Raw genomic sequence first — 17315 nt, 5'->3', positions numbered from 1 at the left:
GGGAACGGGGTGCGCCTGGGTGAAAATTGTGGAAAACCAAGGGGCTGCGCCCGTCAGGGCTTTGCCACCTCTACCGCATAGACATGCACGTCACCATGCATGTTGGCGCGAAAGATGATCCATTTGCCATCTGGTGTGAAGGTGATGTTGGGTTCCAGCCGGTAATCATGATCCTTCATATTAACTAGTTTCTCTGCCCGCAGCACGCCGGGGCGGATCAAGTCATCGGCATTGGGGGCATGGATGCCGGCGACATCGGGAATGCCTTCGGGCCGGAACAGGTAAATCCATTTGCCATCCTGGGCCTTGGCCACCATCTCCGCATCGCCGCCATCACCCGCGAACAAGGTGCCATCGCGCGAGACGTTGAAATGCACAGACCATTCATCGCGGGTCAGGTGGTACCAGGTGCGCTTACCCGTCGCGATCTCATACCCGGCCAGCCAGAAATCCTCACCGCGCGGGGTTTGCAGGTCGTACCAGATGGTCTTGCCATCGGCGCTGAAAAACTCATGCCCTGCGATTTCCATATTCATGGTGCGGGTATGGATCTTGGTCAGGCCGTTGCCATCGGTACGGATGGTCCAGATACGGTCCACCCGATGCCACGGCCCCTCATGACAAAACATGATCAGGGTGGGATCGGTGGGGGAGAATTGCAGATGGTTCAGCCAGTCCGTGGCCTTGTGGACGGTGCGCTGCGCACCGGTTTTCAGGTCGATGGTGAATATCTCCATCGGCACCCGCGCTTCCAGCCGCTGGTATAGCCGCACCTCCTTGGCGTCGGCATAGACCATGGGTTTGCCGTCCGGCCCGACATATTCATAGTGATTGTCGAAGCGGGTATTCTTCGGATCGGGCGCGCCGGGCTGCAGCTCAAATTTCCGTTCGGCCAGCACGCCTAGCAACAGGGTTTCGTCGGCATTGATAGACCCGATCTGCCCCTTCTTCACATGCGCGACCTGCATCACCTTGCCCGTGGCGGGGTCGGCGGCGAAAACCTCCACCCCCTCCCCCTCGGCCAGTTGCGGTTTGCGGGTGAAGAAGACGCGGCCAGTCTTCGGCCCCGTGAACAGTAGGTTCAGGTCTGCACCGGCCACAAGCCGCTTCTGCACGCGGGTGGCAAGGTCAATCGTGTCAATGCCGCCCGGATTGGTGACGATGAGGGTCTTGCCATCAGGCGTATAGCCGTTCTGATGGAAATACAGGCTGCGGGTGCCCGGTTCCGTCGACAGGCGGATGACGCGGTGGCCCGTATCCTTGTCCACCCATTCGCGCGGCACCTCATCCGCCGACACCGACAGGCCGGCCAACAGGGCGAGGGCCAGAAGCCCCAAGCGCTTGATCATCATGGCACCATCTCCCCTGTCAGGCCACGCACATCCCGGCAGACCAGGGGCGGAGTCGCGGCGGCGTTATTCAGATCGACCTGTTCAAAATGCACAGCCTCCACATCGTCCAGCCACAGGGCCGGGCGGCCATCGGCCTGGGTGGTGGAAAGGGTGGCACCCTGCACCCGCAAGCCCGCCGCGTGACGGATGAACAGGCCCCAGGCCGGCAGCGGGCCGAACATGCTGGGTTCGGGATAGGCGTCGGGCTTTTCCGGCACAGGCACGTTCAAGGCGGCAAGGCCGCCGCGATAGGTGATGTCGATATCCGACAGCACGACGTCGCGCACTGGGGTTCCCACCTGCCCCGCGATGATGCTGGCAAAGCGGGGATCGACATCCGTTGCCCGCACCCGTTCAATGCGCACGCCCCGGATGCCGCCGGGCGGCGTGCCTTCCGGTGCGCGCATCCGCGCCCCGGCATAGATGAACAGGGCCGCCGTCGTGATCTCCCGCATGGTGATGTCGCTGACCCGAATATCGGTCAGCATGCCGCCATCCACGGTTTCCAGGGCCAGCCCGCGTGACCGTTCAAACGTGCAACTTGTGATCTCGATATCGTGAAAGCCGCCGTTGCTTTCGGTGCCCAGCTTGATACGCCCCGTCATCCCATCCTGATCGGGGGCCTTGTCCTGGGTACGGCGGAAGGTGCCGTCCAGCATGGAACCAGGATCAAAGCCGCTGACATGGCAATCATGGATGCGAACATGCGCAGTGGGCCGCACCTGCCCCAGCGCCAGGGAGGATTTCAGGACGATGGCATCATCATTGGGTGTATTGATGCGACAATGGCTGACCACGCAGTGGCGCACACAATCCAAGTCCAGCCCGTCACGGTCGGTATCAATACGCAGCCGACTGATGGTCAGGTGATCGACGCCGGTCGCCAGTACCGCGAAATGGCCGCCCTTGGCGAGGGTGAAATCGCTGAGCGTGACCTGGGTGCAGTTTTTAAGGGCAACGGCCTTGTTGCCCTGGCCCTGCATCGCCGCTTCTTCCGGGTCCTCGGCCGCCAGTTCAGCCGCACTCATCCCCGCCATACTTTCGGGGAAGTACCCTTTACGCTTGGCCCATTTCGCCCCCGGCCCCTTGGAGGTGAGGCCGTGCCCGTCGATCATGCCGGGGCCGGTGATGGCGATATCAGTCAGCCCCTCGCCCCAGATCAGGCTGTTGTGCCAATGGGAATGGCCGAAATCCTGATACATGTTGTGCGGGTTTGGCTCTGGCAGGTCATAGGCACCCATGGCCCCCGGCACCGCCGCGCGGATGATTGCACCCGCATCCAGATGCAGCCGGACATGGGACGCCAGCCTGATGGAGAAACATAGCCATATCCCCGCGGGGACGCACACCGCACCTCCCCCTGCGGCGGCGGCGGCCTGGATAGCGCGGTTGATGGCCGGGCTGTCGATGCAGGTCCCATCGCCCACGGCCCCGTAGTCACGGATATCGAACCAATTAATCATGGCGGCAGCAGCCTTACATCCACGGGTGCTTCGCGGTCGGCGGTCAGCCAGCCATCCTGGAAGCGCAGTTCGGCCACCTGGATCACCGACCGGCGCTGCCATGTCGGGTCACTGGCGGCTTCCGGCTCCCCACCCTGCTGCACGAAATAGAACAGGAAGGCGCGACCACCGCTGACCACCACATCGGGATGCCCGCCCTTGGCCCGGTCGGTCAGGGCGGTGCCCGGCTGTTTCAGCAGATTGTCGGGCTGATGCTCCCAGTTGGTCAGGTCCTTGGAGCGGTAGACGCCCAGCCCGTCCCAGGCATCCATGATCAGCCAGTACCAGCCCTGCCATTCAATGACCTGCGGCCCCTCCCCGCGCGTCTTCACAGCGACGCCGCCATGGGTCCAGGTCTTCAAATCTTTGCTATCTGCATAATGGGTAGAAGAGCCGTCGCGTTCGTCCTTGTACCAGAGGCGCCAGCCACCGCCCGGCAGTGGATGCACTGCCGCATCAATCACCCGGTCCGACCCCAGATCGACCTTGCCGACAAAATCCCATATTTTCAGGTCGCGACTGATAAGATGCACGATCTCCCGGCTGGCATTCCAATCCTTGAAAACGCCCGGCACGATGGTCAGGAACATGTGCCATTGGCCGCCGATAAATTCGACATTGGGTGCCCAGTAGGTGATGTCATCACCGCTGCCGTAACGGATGTCGGCGGTGCCATCATAGGTCCAGCTGTTGCCGCCATCTTTGGATACGGCCCGTCCGATGCGCGTGCCATGCACCCATTCCACACCCTCGGCCCTCGGTAGGGTGGCGCGGCGGTTGGTGTAGAACATCACCCATTGCCGCCCCGCCGGGTCATAGACCAGCGACGCATCCGCCGCCCCGTCAAACACGGGGTCGCGGTACAGCGGCTTGGGCGCTTCGGCAAAGCTGGGGATGGCGAGGAACAGTAGCAGCGCAGCGGCGATGAGCTTATGCAAAGCCATGGGTCCGGCTCCAATCCAGGAACAGTTGCGGCCAAGCAGCCACCGGGGCGGCCTTTTCGGCGCGCAGGCCGAACCCATGCCCGCCTGCCTCGAACAGATGCATGGCGACCTTCGCCTTCTGCGCGCGCAAGGCGGCGTAGATCAGCAGCGCGTTCTCCACCGGCACCGCCCCATCATCGGCGGCATGCGTGATGAAGGTGGGGGGCGCATCGGAAGGCACACCCTTATCGGCGGAGAACTCCTCAATCTTCGCAGCACTGGGGTTCTCCCCTAGCATCTGCTTGGCCGACCCGCCGTGGGTGATGCCGGGAATCATTGAGATGACGGGATAACCCAGGGCCGCGATATCGGGCCGGGCGGACAGCGCATCCGCCGCATCCACGGGCGCATAGGTCTGCTTCCCAAAACGTGTAGCTGCCATGGCCGCCAGATGCCCGCCGGCGGAAAAGCCCATGATGCCGATGCGGTTGGGATCGAACCCATAGGTCCCGGCCTGTGACCGCATCACACGAATGGCCCGTTGTGCATCCTGCAATGGCGCGTCCGGCCCCGCCGCCCAGCCATCGGCCGGCAGACGATACAGCAGGACATAGACCGTGATGCCCGCGCCCACCAGCCACTGCGCGATATCATAGCCTTCCTTGCCCACCACCACCCGCTGGTACCCGCCACCTGGAATGATCAGCATGGCGGCCCCGTTGGGCTTGGCCGGGCGGAACAGGGTCAGATTGGGCTGGGTGACATTCAGGATAGCCACATCCTTGAAACGCGGGTCGTCCGACCGGGCGATTTCCGACTGGGTCACCGTCACTTTCTCCGCGCCCGGCGGCTTACCGGGCCAGAGCGGCAGCACCGTCCCCGGTGCGTCGGCGGCGTTTGTCTCGGCGGTAACGCCCGCCACCAGGGCGGTTGCAGCAGCGGCAGTGAAAAGCTGGCGGCGGTTCATACTCACATCCTTGGCAAGGCTCAGGCGATCAGTTGCCCCGTGGCGTCACATCTGACCGGATCGGGCTTTCCGGTAGGATCAGTGCATCCGGTCCCGGCGGATGGCGTGGGTCGAACGGCAGCAGGTCGGGGCGGATATGGGATTTCAGGGGCAGGTCGCTGACCGCGATCCCCGCCACCACGGCGCGCGCCAGCAGCCAGGCGCCGTAATTATTGTGATGCGTAGGGTCCTTGCCGCCATTGCTGAAGGCACGCGGCGCGACATCCGGTCCCAGCACCTCATAGATGTCCTTCGACATTGCGTTCAGGTCGATCAGGGCCACGCCCTCTTCCGCCGCCACCTTGCGGACGGCGTCGGGGTAATCACCATGGCTGTTGGTGATGTGCCCGCTCGCATCAAAGTTGCGGCGATGGGGAGAGGTGATCAGTACCGGCACCGCCCCCCGCCGTCTCGCCTCTGCGATGAAGACGCGTAGATAGGCGGGGTAGGTGGTAGCGGCATCGACATAGGTCTGGGGCCATGCCGTCTTGCTGTCATTATGGCCGAACTGAATGAACAGGGTGTCACCGGCCTTGATGCTGGACAGTATCTTGTCCAGACGCAGACCGGTGATGAAGCTTTTCATCGTCTCACCGGATTCCGCGTGGTTGGCGACGGCGATGTCGGGCGTCAGCATGCTGGTCAGCATCTGGCCCCAACTGGCGCCCGGTTCGGCAGGCTGATCCGTCACGGTGCTGTCGCCAGCCAGATAGAGGGTCGGAACGTCGACTTTCTCTACGCGCAAGGCGGCGACATGCGGGGCAGTGTCGGCAAATTCCAGCGTCAGCTTGTCATCCCAGTGCAGCTTGCCCACCTCCCGCTCGTTGATGCGGACGGCAGTGCCACCGGGCGCATTCGGCGGCGGGGGCGGCAGGGTGGGTGTGCGTACATTTACGATGAAGGACCGGGTATCGAACCGTCCCTTGGGCGTTTCCACGCCCCACAGCATCAGACGGCGGCTTTCGGCCTTCACACTGGTCCGCGCCTTGGCCTTCGCATTGCCCAGGGTGACCGTGACCCGGTAATTGCCCTCTGGCACCTTGATGGAGAACAGGAATGGCTTATCGCGTTCAGGGGCAAAGCCCGGTTCAAAGCCATAGCCCTTGGCGGGGTCGTATAATTCTGACGCCGTTACGGGGATGCCAGCCCCCTGGCCAGCAAAGCGGAACTCCCAGCGATCAGGTTCCGCGGCGGCAGGCATTACAACACCCAGGCAAAGCAGGATTAGAAACACACACTTCGGCATCCCGGCGAAAGGAGAGGTGCCGCGCATCACCGGCTCCCGTACTTCCGCGACAAGCTGCGATAAAGCTCCAGGAACTGGTTCGCCTCATACCGCCCGCCCTCGCCGTGGCGCTTCGGCCCGGATGGCGGTGGCGGGAGCGGTGTGCCGGGCTGAACGGCTCCTGGAGCCTCCGCACTGTTGATGCCCTGTGACAGAAGATTGGGCTTAGCCCCGCCGCCGGCATTGCGGCCATTCTTGTCAAACACCGCTTCCTGATGCCGGGTTGGCTCCCAAATGAAGCTGCCCCAGCCGCGCTTGCCCGGCGCATTGAAGACCAGATCGTTCAGGTATTCCTTGCGGCCTGAATATTCGACGGCACAGAAACCCAGTTTGGGGTAGCGCTTCACGAACTCCGTAAAGGTCCGTTCCCAATCGCCCTCTGCCAACTGCTGGTAACAGGAAAATCCGACCAAATCGAAATCCACCCCGCGCGACAGCAGCGCGTCGGTCCATTCCCGCACAATCACCCAATGCCGGCCCAGATGGTTGTGCAGCATGATGCTGGCTTTTGGTGCCACCTCCCGCGTGGCCTTGATCCCGGCCTTCAGCAAGGTGGCGAACTGATCGTAGCCGCCAATGCCTTCAGGTTTCAGATGCACCGCATCGGTGGCGGGATTGCCCGTGGGCACCGGCAGAGCGACGCGCCCCTCCGGCCACAGCATGCCGAACGTCACCTCGTTACCGACATGCACCATGTCGGGCAACACGCCTGCAGCCTTCATAGCATTCAGGCTGTCGCGCGTATGCGCCTCCACCGCACGCACCAGATCGGGGAAGGAGAGGTCTTTCCAGGCGGCCGGTTTGTCCTGATGTTGCGGGTCGGCCCAGGTGTCGGAATAATGGAAGGTCAGGGCGATTTTCATCCCCGCCGCCTTCACGCGCCGGGCCAGCTTGATCGTCTGTTCTAGCCCGCACCAGGGGCTGTCCTTCTTGCCCGCCGAATAGCCGTTTTCCGGGTTCACGAACAGGCGCAACCGGACCCAGTTGAATCCCGCGCCCGTCAGGATGGTGAAAATATCCTGGCGCTTGCCATCCAGGTAATACTCGGCCCCCGCCGCCTCATCCTCCGGGATCCAGGAAATGTCGGCACCCAGGATATAGGCACCCGGTCGTTCCGGTCCCACCGCCGCGCCAGCGGGAAGGGTGAACAGGGCACCGGTAGCCAGCGCTGACAGGCCCAGTTCCCGCCGTGTCAGCCCCCTCACAGCGTCACCGCCAGACGGTAGAGATGGGCGGCATTACCCGCGAACATCGCGCGGCGTTCCGCGTCGGTGAAATCTGCCGTGATAGCGTCATACGCAGCATAATGGGCGCCGAACCCGCCATACAGCTTGTCGACGGGAAAATTGCTGGCGAACATGGCCCGATCTGGCCCGAACGCGTCGATGGCGTGCAACACGAAGGGACGCAGGCTGTCCACGGTCCATTGCCGATCGATCATGGCGAGGCCGGAAATCTTGATCGCCACATTCGGCTGTGCCGCCAGCAGGGCCAGACCCTGACGCCACAGCGCCAGACCATCCGCATCCTGATCCGTGGGCATGCCGGCATGGTTCAGGATCACCGGGATATCCGGGTGACGTGCCGCCAGTTCCGCCGCGACCGCCATCTGTGAGGGGTAGATCTGCAGATCGAAGGACAGGCGATATTTAGCCAGCAACGCATAGCCCCGCTGCCAGTCAGCATCGCCGATCACGTCGCGCGCGGAATAGGTCTTGGCCGGGTCGCTGTGCCAATTGATGATATGGCGTATGCCCCGCACCGCCCCATGTTCGGCATGGCCGGCCAGCAGCTTCTCCACATCAGGGGCATTCAGGGCGGCGAACGCCACCAGCGCCATGGGCAGCCGCCCCTCATCCGCCACGCCCTGCAGCCACTGCGTCTCGGCCAGGGAATGGGCGGTGCTGGCGCCCGCCTCCACATGCACGACCCCGCGCACATCGTACCCTGCGGTGTCGGCCAGATAATCTGTCAGGCCATAGGGCTTGGCAATCGGCTCCACATTTCCCGCCGCATTGGACGGCAAGGGTCGGTCCATCAGCCAGGAATAATGCTGGCGCGTGAAATCCCACAGATGCATATGGGGATCGACGATGGGCAGGCTGGTCATGGACGTCTCCCGGAATGCTGCTCTTTGATTGGCCCGGTTCCACCTGTTTCGTCATCCCGGCGAAAGCCGGGACCCAGGGGCCACGGAGAAAACCTTTACGCTGCTTCATTCGAAATCGCTGTCAGGTAGGGCTTTTGGCCCCTGGGTCCCGGCTTTCGCCGGGATGACGAGGTTGAAACCTCACCGCCCCCAAAGCCGCTCGTACTTCCACCCGGTCAGGTCTTCCAGGATGGCGCGGCGGTCGGGCGTCGTCTCGTACCGGCCCTCCTTGAAGCGGGCGATTTCCTCCATCAGGATCACATGGCGCGGGCCGTCCAAGCGGAAGCGGCGGGACACGGCAAAGCCGGCCAGCAGCACGCCGATGGTACCAATCCCCATGACGGCCAGGATGGTGGTGATGGCTTGGTCGCTCTGTACCTCGGCCTTGGGCATGAAGCCGCCGGCCTCCAGGATCAAGCCGACGCCCATCACGGCGGCGGCCTGGGTGGCCTTGCGGATAAAGGTCATGACGCCGGCGAAAATGCCCTCGCGCCGCTTGGCCGTCACCACCTCGTCCACATCGGCCATGTAGTTATAGGTGTTCCAGGGGATGTAGTTCAGACCACCCCGGCCCAGACCCGACAGGATGATGGGCACGAACAGCCACAGATGCAGGTTCTCAGGCCGGAAGAAATGGATCGATAGGAACCCGATTACGCCCAGGATGTAGAAACAGACCGCCAACCGATACGAAGGAGCCGGATGGATGCGCAGGCAAAGCTGGATGAACATCGCTACCGCAAACAGTTGCGCGATATACATGCTGCCCAACAGGTTGGACGCCTCTGACACCGACCCCGCCAACACGAAGACAATGAAATAGGTGAAGACGGCGTTGAACACGTCCTGGCTGATATAGCCGCCCAGATACATGCCCAGATGCAGGCGGAAGGCGCGGATTTTCAGGGTGGAGAACAGGTCACTGTACAGCTTCTTGAAGCTGTCGCCCAACGTCATGACCGGTTCACCGGCCTTCATCTGCTCCACCTCTTCCACCGACCGCTCATAGGTGAAAGCCCAGGTGAAGGCCAGCACGATGGCAAAGGCCACAGCAAAGATGATGCCCATGATCAGGAACGTATCCGCGCTGTCCTTGCCGCCCACCCAGCCGACAATGGCTGCGGGCAGGAAACCGGCGGCGATGGCGGAGCTTTGCGCGAACAGGATGCGGATGCCCGCCAGCTTCGCCTTGATCTTGTAATCCTTGGTCATCTCGGCAGCCAAGGTTTCATAAGGGATCAGGACGACAGCATAGACCGTCTCAAACAGCACATAGGTCGCAAGATAGTACCAGAACCCCTGCCCGCTGACCCACATCAGGGCGAAGCTGGGCACCAGCGGGATACAGATCATCAGGAAGAAGCGCCGCCGCCCGAACCGGCGGCCCAGACGCGTGCGGTAGAAATTGTCCGACAGATGCCCGACGATGGGGCTGACAATGGCGTCCAGCAGTCGCGCAATGGCGAAAATCGCCGCTGCCTGCGTCGCCGACAGCCCACAGAAGGTCGTATAGAAAAACAGGATCCAGCCGCTGATCACGGCCATCGACCCCGCCCCCAGGATGTCGTTGGCACCATAGGCCAGATAATTGATGGGCTTCACGCTACGCTGGCTCATCGGTGTTTCCTCTGGGGGTTTGTTTTTATTGGAATTTTCTCATTGCCTTCCCGGCCAAGGCCGGGAAGGCGAAAAGAAGGGCGCGTCAAATAAACCGACGCAGCATTTCCGTCAGGCAGACGATGGCCAGCGACTGGCCATAGGGCATGGAGGTCAGCTTGACGTCGCGGTAGTACTGCAGGTCGCTGCCCAGGGCGGTGCCGAACGACACTTCCTGCAGCTCACCATCGGGCGCGATCTTATTCAGGACGGCGTGCACCGCCTTGATGGCCATCGGCTCATACTCGGCACTGATATAGCGCTTGCGCACGGCCTTCATGATGCCATAGGCGAAACCGGCGGCGGCCGAGCTTTCCAGATACGAGGTCGGGTCGTTGATAAGCGTGTGCCAGCGGCCATCCTCGGTCTGGTACTTGGCCAGCGCCTTGACCTGGTTCTCCAGCGTGTCGATCAGGAAGGTGCGCAGCGGGTCGCCGGCCTTCAGATCCAGCAGCTCAATGAACTCCGGAATGGCGATGGTGACCCAGCAATTGCCGCGCGCCCACAGCGCATCGGCGAAGTTGTGGCGACCGTCGAATGTCCAGCCGTGGAACCACAGGCCGGTCTTGGTGTCGAACAGATACTTGATATGGATGAGGAACTGGCGCTTGGCCTCTTCCACATATTCTGGACGGTTCAGCAGCAGGCCGATCTTGGCCAGCGGCAGGACCGACATCATCAGCGTGTCATCCCACAATTGCTGCGGGTTCTCGGAATTGAACACGATGTGCTGGAACCCGCCCTCTTCCGTCTTGGGCAGGCCGTGCATCACCCATTCGGCCCAGGTGTCCAGATACGGGATATAGGTCTGGTTGCCGGTCTTTTCATAAAGATAGGCCAGGGTCAGGAACGGGCTGACGGTGTTGATGTTCTTGGTCGGGGTGCCGGCGGCAAAACGGTCGCGGAACCAGTCCAGCATGATCTGAAAGGCACGCTCGCTGCCCGTCATCTCATAATATTTCCACATCCCGTACAGGCCGATGCCGTGGGTCCATTCCCAGTCGTTCCAGCCCTTGGTGTCGATGACGCGGCCATCATCCAGCCGCAGCAGGAATTCCCCTGTCTCATCCTTGATATCGACCAGATTGCTGATCAACAGGTCGATGGTCCGGGTAACGTCTGCGGCCTTTAGGCCATGGGCGAGGTTAGGCATGGGATGGTCTTTCCTGAGTACAGTTCGTTAGATGTTAAGGGGACGCGGACTGTTGGATTGTGGCATTATGCGCCCACCAGTTTGGCACCATCCCAACGCAGGCGGCGTTCCCCACCTGCGGGGATGCGCAGTTTTACGCTATTCTGGACATAACGCAGGGTGAAGTTCCCACCCTTCCCGCTTCGCATGATCACTTGATCGGGACGACCGTCCTGCCAATGCAGGTCAATTTGACCATCGCCGCGCACGCGGATGCCGGTAATGTGCCCCGTCGGCCAAGCGCGTGGCAGCGCCGGGAGCAAATGCACCTCCCCGCCCCAGCTCTGTACCAGCATTTCCGCAATGCCGGCCGTACCGCCGAAGTTGCCGTCGATCTGAAACGGCGGATGGCTGTCAAACATGTTGGGGTAGGTGCGGCGTGGTTCCAGCAACATGCCCAAAACCTTATATGCTCGCTCCCCGTCGCCCAACCGGGCCCAAAGATTGACACGCCAGCCAATGCCCCAGCCCGTGGCATCATCCGTCCTGATTTCCAAGGTTCGGCGAGCAGCCGTGGCCAGTTCAGGCGTATCACGACGATTGATGGCAGAGCCGGGATGCAGCGCGTACAGATGAGACACGTGGCGATGCGTCTGTTCAGGCGCACGCGCGTCCCAATCCTGCAACCATTCTTGCAGATATCCGCCAGCCCCGATCTTATCAGGCGCCAGTTTTGCACGCGTAGCCAACATCTGACGGCGCAGATCAGCGTCACGGCCCAACAGACTGGCTGCCTGCGCCACCTGGCTGAACAAGTCACGCAGCAGCTGGTTATCCATTGCGGGGCCAGCGCAAATGCTGACCCCCTCCAGATGCCGGTTTTCGGGTGACATGGACGGGACGGTAACCAGATAACCCGACGCCGGGTCGGTGACCAAGGTGTCCAAGAAGAAGAGCGCACAGCCTTTAATCAGCGGATAGACATCCGCCAAGAACGCCTTGTCCCGGCTGTAATCGTAATGATCCCACAGATGCTGGCACAGCCATGCCCCGCCAAGGGGCCAAAGCGACCAGACCGCACCATCCACCGGGGCAGAGGCACGCCAAAGGTCGGTGTTGTTATGGACCACCCACCCGCGCGCACCATACATTTTCTGGGCCGTGCGCGCGCCGGTGATCGACAGATCGCGGATCAACCGCACCAAAGGCTCCACACAGTCGGCCAGATTGGTCGGCTCCGCTGGCCAGTAATTCATCTGGGCGTTGATGTTCAGGGTCCATTTTGAGCCCCAGGAGGGGTTCGTCTTTTCATTCCAGATGCCCTGCAGGTTGGCAGGTTGTGTGCCGGGCCGGGAACTGCAGATCAGCAAATAGCGCCCATACTGGAAATAAAGTGCGGCCAGCGTCGGATCAGCCAGTTCGGCCGAACGGCGGATGCGTTCATCTGTGGTAAGCGTACTGTCGGCTGATGGCGGGCCAAGGTCGATGGAGACACGGCGGAACAGCGCGCGGTAATCGGACTGATGATCGGCCAGAAGCCTATCAACAGGCTTAATCGTCGCATTGTCCAAGGCGCTGGCCGCCAGGGCCGCGGGATCACCCGAGATATCGCCGAACCGACGATAGGCGGTGGCGGCGCTGATCAGGATCACCACCTCATCGGCCTGCTCGACATAGATATCGTTGTTCTGCGCGGTCACGCTGCCTTTGGTGGCCAGCACCCGAACCCGCGTTTCAAAGCGTAGTTTCCCTTCCACACCTTGCTGTGTGGGGCCGACGCCGGAAAGGACGATGGTATTTCCGCCCTCCACCCGGCTGTCGGATATTTGCGGGCTGGTCATGGAGAGGTTGAATGTCAGGCTGCCAGGCCGGTTGCTGGTCAGGCGTAAAACGATCACCTGATCCACAGCACTGGCAAATAATTCGCGCGTGAACAGCGCTGATCCCGTGCGGAAGCGGGTGGTGGCGATGGCGCCATCCAGGTCCAGACTGCGACTATATTCACGCACCCCCTCAAGCCCCGGAAACGTCAGCAAAACATCACCCAGTGGCTGATAGGCCATCTGCCTCAAGGGTTTGCCCATGAGCTTTGCATCGGCCAAGTCTTGTGCCTGCTTATACTCCCCGGCAAATATCAAACGCCGGACCTCTGGCAGGGCCGACAATGCCTCGGGGTTGACGGGATCGTATGGGCTGCCCGCGAAGAACGTGTCCTCGTTCAACTGCAGGCGTTCGCCTGTGATGCCGCCAAACATCATGGCCCCGAGCCGACCATTACCGACAGGCAGCGCCTCCACCCAGACATCGGCGGGACGCGTGTAGCGCAAGATCGGCGCGATCCCAGACGGCTTCTCTACCGTCTGTGCGGCGACCGGCGGTGGCAGACTGGCGGCAACCAATGTCGCTGCTGAACCGGTCAGAAGTTCGCGGCGGGAGGGTCCGGTCATTTGACAATCTCGCGGTATTTCGGCGCGGGCACCGAAGAAACCGACAATGATGAACGGGCGTTACGCAGGCTGACCAGCCTCACGGCCTCCAGCGTATCGCCCGGCTTGCCGTCAGACGTCACGGCGAGGGCCAGTGTGTTCTTGCCATTGGGGTTCAGGATACCGGTGGGCAGGACGAAGGTACGCTGTGGCCCGACATCGGCGATGAACTGCCCCATGTTCCAGCCATTCAGGAAGATCAAGACGCGATAGGAGCCGATCGAACGCGGAACCGTGGCATCGCCGAACGACAGGCCGACGGCGCTGTCCTGACCCTTGGGCAGGTCAAGCGTGAACTCCGTACGGTACCAGACCGTCCCCGGCTGTGCGGCATTGGCAGGCACCGACGCTGTCGTCCAGCCCTTGTCGTCAAAGCCTGGCAGGTGCCAGCCGTTGCGCTCCCCATACTGGCCGCCATTGTTGAACACGCCGCGCACAGGGTCGGCAATATCCTCGCCCCCCAGGTTGCCCTGTATCTTCCAGGCGATGGGCACTGCAAAGCTCTTGCCCGTCGGCGTGGACAGCGAGGCGGAGATCAGGCCGCGCGCTTCCTTGTGCAGATCATCAACATCCAGGTCCCAATGGTGGGAATTGTTGCGGACCATGACCGACAGCACACGCTCGCCCGGTGCCTGCAAATCTTCAGGGATGGTGAAGGTCGCCAGCCCCTGGCCCGGCGGGCGCGGCAGGCCGGTCGGCAGCACATGCTGGCCAATATAGCGCCCATCGAGCCAGACCTGAACCATGCCGGCACCCCCGGCCCCGTAATGCAATTCCAGCTTCGAGACGCCCGGCTGTGCGGTGTAACGACCCCGGTACCAGACATCGCCGTGGTGGAAGTTGTAATCATCCATGTTCAGCAGCGGCTGACCGCCCGGCGGCTTCACAAAGCTGGCGGTACGGCCCGGCTTCGCCACGGCCCAAGTGCTGTCATCGAAGTCCTTCGCCGCTTCCGGGGAACCGGCCTGGAACCGCCATGAAGCCTTGACCAGGTCGGGCAGGGTCACCGCCACAGGACCGGACAGGTCGCGCTTGGCGATTAGGCTGCCGCCCACACCCTTTTCCACCGGCACGGAGGCACTGTTCCAGCGCACGGATGTAACGCCGGTCGGTGCCCAGACTTCCAGCGGGCTGTCGCTCTCGGTATCACCGGTCAGGTCCAAGGTTTTGCCCTTTACCTGCGCGGTACGGACCAGGGTGGGGCCACGCTGCAGCAGCACGCCATCCTTGGTTTCCTGCCGCCAGAATGTCTCGGCGGTGGGAAGGTCAGCGATCAACAGGGTCAAGTCGGGCTTACCGCCACCACTGATCCGCACGCGGGCCAGACCCTGATGGCTGAAATTCAGGCGAAGGTCACCCTTGGCCGCGTCAAAAACGCTCTCAACCTTGCCGTCCAGTACCGTCACGTTGGGGGCGCTGCTGTAGCGCAGTACCATCTCTCCATCCTCCCCCTGCCGTCCATAGAACAGGGCAAGGTCGCCCGCCCCTTGGCGCAGATGGGTGAACAGTTCCGACGTGGAATAGACCAGACGCTGGCGTTCCAGATTATAGCCGGCCAGCCAAAGCTTGGCGTCATGCCCCTTCAGGCGCAGCGTGCCGGCCTGCGGGATACTGTATTCGCCATCGGGCAGCGCGGCCTTGAAGCTGAAGACATCATCCGTCTGCGCATTGTTGGGCGCATGCGTGGCGACCAGCAGGCGCGTGCCCGTCTCAGGGTTCACATTGTGATAGAGGCGGACATTCGGGCTGCTGGGGACCAGACCCGTGGCCCGGTCCATTTGCGTCAGGTCCTTCACCGTTTGCAGGAAGTGCCCCATCAGCTTGATGCCGCGCGCTTTCTCCCGCAGGCCCCGTGCCTCGTCGATGGCGGAGCCATAATCATAAGACGTATAGACCACAGGTGCCGGCATCCAGCCCCAGCTGGTGCCGCCATAGGTCATGTAGAAGCTCTGGATGGTCAGGCCGTTGGCAATGTTGGTCCCATAGAAGACCCGCTGGTACCCACTGCCCAGACGCTGGGCATTGCAGCCATAGGCACCATTGCTGCCCCAGTAATCGAACCAGCCGCCGCCATATTCCGCCGCAAAGCCCGGTGTGTTGGGCGACGCACTGGCCCCGCCAAAGGCACCGCCGGGACCGTACATTCCCCAATCCGGTGCCAGGTTCGGCTTGCCAACCGTCGCGTCAACATCGCATGACCCGCCGGGATAGCCGTCAAAGGCGTAAAGGTCGTTCGGCCCTTCCACGGTACCCGGCACATTACTGCCCTTGGGCACCCAGTTACCGTTGCGGCCCTTGTCATTGTGGAAGATGGGAACCGTGATCCCGTCGGCCCGCGCCTTGTCATACAGATGCTGCATGTAACGCTGCTGGGTGGGCTGCGTCACGTCCAGTTCGTTTTCGATCTGGTAGGCGATGACAGTACCGCCGCCATCGGTAATCTGGTGCTTCTTCAAGATGCCGTTGATGGCCGTCAGCCATTCATCGGCGGCTGCCAGATATTCGGGATGGTCGGTGCGGGCCTTGGCCTGCTGCTTGACCAGCCAGCTGGGGAAGCCGCCACGCGTGACCTCGGCATTCATGTAGGGGCCGGGCCGGACGATGACGTAGAGCCCCGCCTCCTTCGCCATGGTCAGCACGCGGTCCATATCGCGCACACCGGTGAAATCATACACGCCCGGCTTGGGCGAGTGATAGCCCCAGCCGAAATAGATGGCGACGGTATTGTACCCGGACGCCTTCATCTTCTGGAACACGTCGCGCCACAGGTCAGGGCTGGGGAGGCGGAACGGGTGCATCTCCCCGCCCCAGCTGAAAATCCGCTCACCACCCACCTTCAGGGAATAGCGGTCCCAGGTGACGGGCGTAGCCAGCGGGGCGACAACCGGCTTCTTGGCCGGCGGCTCATCCTTGAGCACCGTGAAATGCCGGACCTTGCCCGACAGGCCGCCGGGCAATTCCACCTTGGGTGCCCATTGGCCGGTGAAACCGGGGCCGATGCTATCGCTGTACCAGTAGCGCTTCTCGACATATTGGTCGAAATAGATGCGCCAGCCACCATCGGGTCGCTTCACGACCGCCGGCCCTTCCACCAGAGTACCCCACCCGGCCCAGTCGCCGGTACGGGTGAACACCCAGGGGCCATCCAGCTTCGGCGCCGTCGCCAGCTCAATGAACTTCGTCGTTTCGTTCTTGATGAAGGCGTAGTAGCGGCCCGCCTCCTGGATGATCTTGGCGTCGATATGGTTGGGGCCCAGACCGTGCAGCACCGAAGGCGCTGTCCAGTTGGACAGGCTGTCATCGGTCGCGGTCAGGCGATAGGTCTTGAACTGTCCGTTAGGCCCGTTGGTGGACACAGCCAGGATGATATGGACCGACCCATCCGCATCTACAAACCATTCCGGCGCCCAGGAATTGGTCGTGCCGGGAATGGAAATCTTGTGATTGCCCAAGAAGGTCCATTCCTTCAGGTCCTTCGACCGGGCAAAACCGATCAGGTCATTGTTCCAATCCGTCGTGTAGGTGACATAGTACCAGCCATCCTTGTGCCGGATAATGCTGGGGTCACGCAGCAGGCCCTGCGGCGGCTTGAACGCCTCGGCCTTTTCCAGCGTGAAATTGACCGCGTCCGTGGAGCGGTAGACCGACATCGATTTGGCATCGCCATTGATGAAGGATGTCAGGATATAGGATGGGGTACCCGCCGCCATTGCCACCGGTGACAGGAGCGGGGCCAGAATCAGCGCCAGACGGCGCACATTGCGGGAAATCTGCGTCATGGGTCG

11 protein-coding genes are annotated in these 17315 nt (G+C 62.2%); all 11 read right to left on the bottom strand.

The genetic code is table 11. The features are described 5' to 3' along the window. Positions 1–53: 53 nt before the first annotated feature. The 11 genes from C0V82_RS22755 to C0V82_RS22705 all read right to left on the bottom strand — a co-directional run bounded on the left by C0V82_RS22755 (position 54) and on the right by C0V82_RS22705 (position 17309). The gene (locus tag C0V82_RS22755) at positions 54–1352 is read right to left on the bottom strand and encodes an oligogalacturonate lyase family protein (RefSeq protein ID WP_211107969.1); all 1299 of its coding nucleotides are present in this window, start codon (positions 1350–1352) and stop codon (positions 54–56) included. After that, entirely contained in the window at positions 1349–2854 is a 1506-nt protein-coding gene (locus C0V82_RS22750) for a rhamnogalacturonidase (protein ID WP_102114724.1), read from the bottom strand. Before C0V82_RS22750 ends, C0V82_RS22755 begins: the two co-directional genes overlap by 4 nt. Then, a complete protein-coding gene (locus C0V82_RS22745; RefSeq protein ID WP_188595047.1) occupies positions 2851–3837 on the bottom strand; it encodes a glycoside hydrolase family protein in 987 nt (328 codons plus the stop codon). Before C0V82_RS22745 ends, C0V82_RS22750 begins: the two co-directional genes overlap by 4 nt. Continuing rightward, on the bottom strand, positions 3824–4783 hold the full coding sequence (locus C0V82_RS22740; protein WP_102114723.1) for an alpha/beta hydrolase: 960 nt from the start codon (positions 4781–4783) through the stop codon (positions 3824–3826). Before C0V82_RS22740 ends, C0V82_RS22745 begins: the two co-directional genes overlap by 14 nt. 28 nt (positions 4784–4811) lie before the next feature. Continuing rightward, entirely contained in the window at positions 4812–6023 is a 1212-nt protein-coding gene (locus C0V82_RS22735) for a rhamnogalacturonan acetylesterase (RefSeq protein ID WP_102115162.1), read from the bottom strand. Between the two features lie 71 nt (positions 6024–6094). Beyond that, a complete protein-coding gene (locus C0V82_RS22730) occupies positions 6095–7312 on the bottom strand; it encodes a glycosyl hydrolase 53 family protein (RefSeq protein ID WP_211107970.1) in 1218 nt (405 codons plus the stop codon). Continuing rightward, entirely contained in the window at positions 7309–8217 is a 909-nt protein-coding gene (locus C0V82_RS22725; RefSeq protein WP_102114722.1) for an amidohydrolase family protein, read from the bottom strand. Before C0V82_RS22725 ends, C0V82_RS22730 begins: the two co-directional genes overlap by 4 nt. A 180-nt stretch (positions 8218–8397) precedes the next feature. After that, complete coding sequence (locus C0V82_RS22720) at positions 8398–9873, bottom strand: MFS transporter (RefSeq protein ID WP_102114721.1); 1476 nt, start codon at positions 9871–9873, stop codon at positions 8398–8400. A gap of 85 nt (positions 9874–9958) precedes the next feature. After that, positions 9959–11065 (bottom strand): beta-galactosidase BglB, encoded by a 1107-nt coding sequence (bglB, locus tag C0V82_RS22715; protein WP_102114720.1) that lies wholly within the window; start codon positions 11063–11065, stop codon positions 9959–9961. Between the two features lie 65 nt (positions 11066–11130). Beyond that, positions 11131–13491: a glycoside hydrolase family 95 protein gene (locus C0V82_RS22710; protein WP_102114719.1), complete on the bottom strand. Its 2361-nt coding sequence runs from the start codon at positions 13489–13491 to the stop codon at positions 11131–11133. Further along, positions 13488–17309 (bottom strand): beta-galactosidase, encoded by a 3822-nt coding sequence (locus C0V82_RS22705; protein WP_211107971.1) that lies wholly within the window; start codon positions 17307–17309, stop codon positions 13488–13490. The genes C0V82_RS22710 and C0V82_RS22705 overlap by 4 nt, the downstream gene beginning before the upstream one ends. Positions 17310–17315 lie beyond the last annotated feature (6 nt).

This window comes from Niveispirillum cyanobacteriorum, assembly GCF_002868735.1.
Taxonomy (GTDB): Bacteria; Pseudomonadota; Alphaproteobacteria; order Azospirillales; family Azospirillaceae; genus Niveispirillum; species Niveispirillum cyanobacteriorum.
The sequence above is the reverse complement of the archived record's forward strand: the minus strand, read 5'-3'. Positions and strand labels throughout refer to the sequence as shown.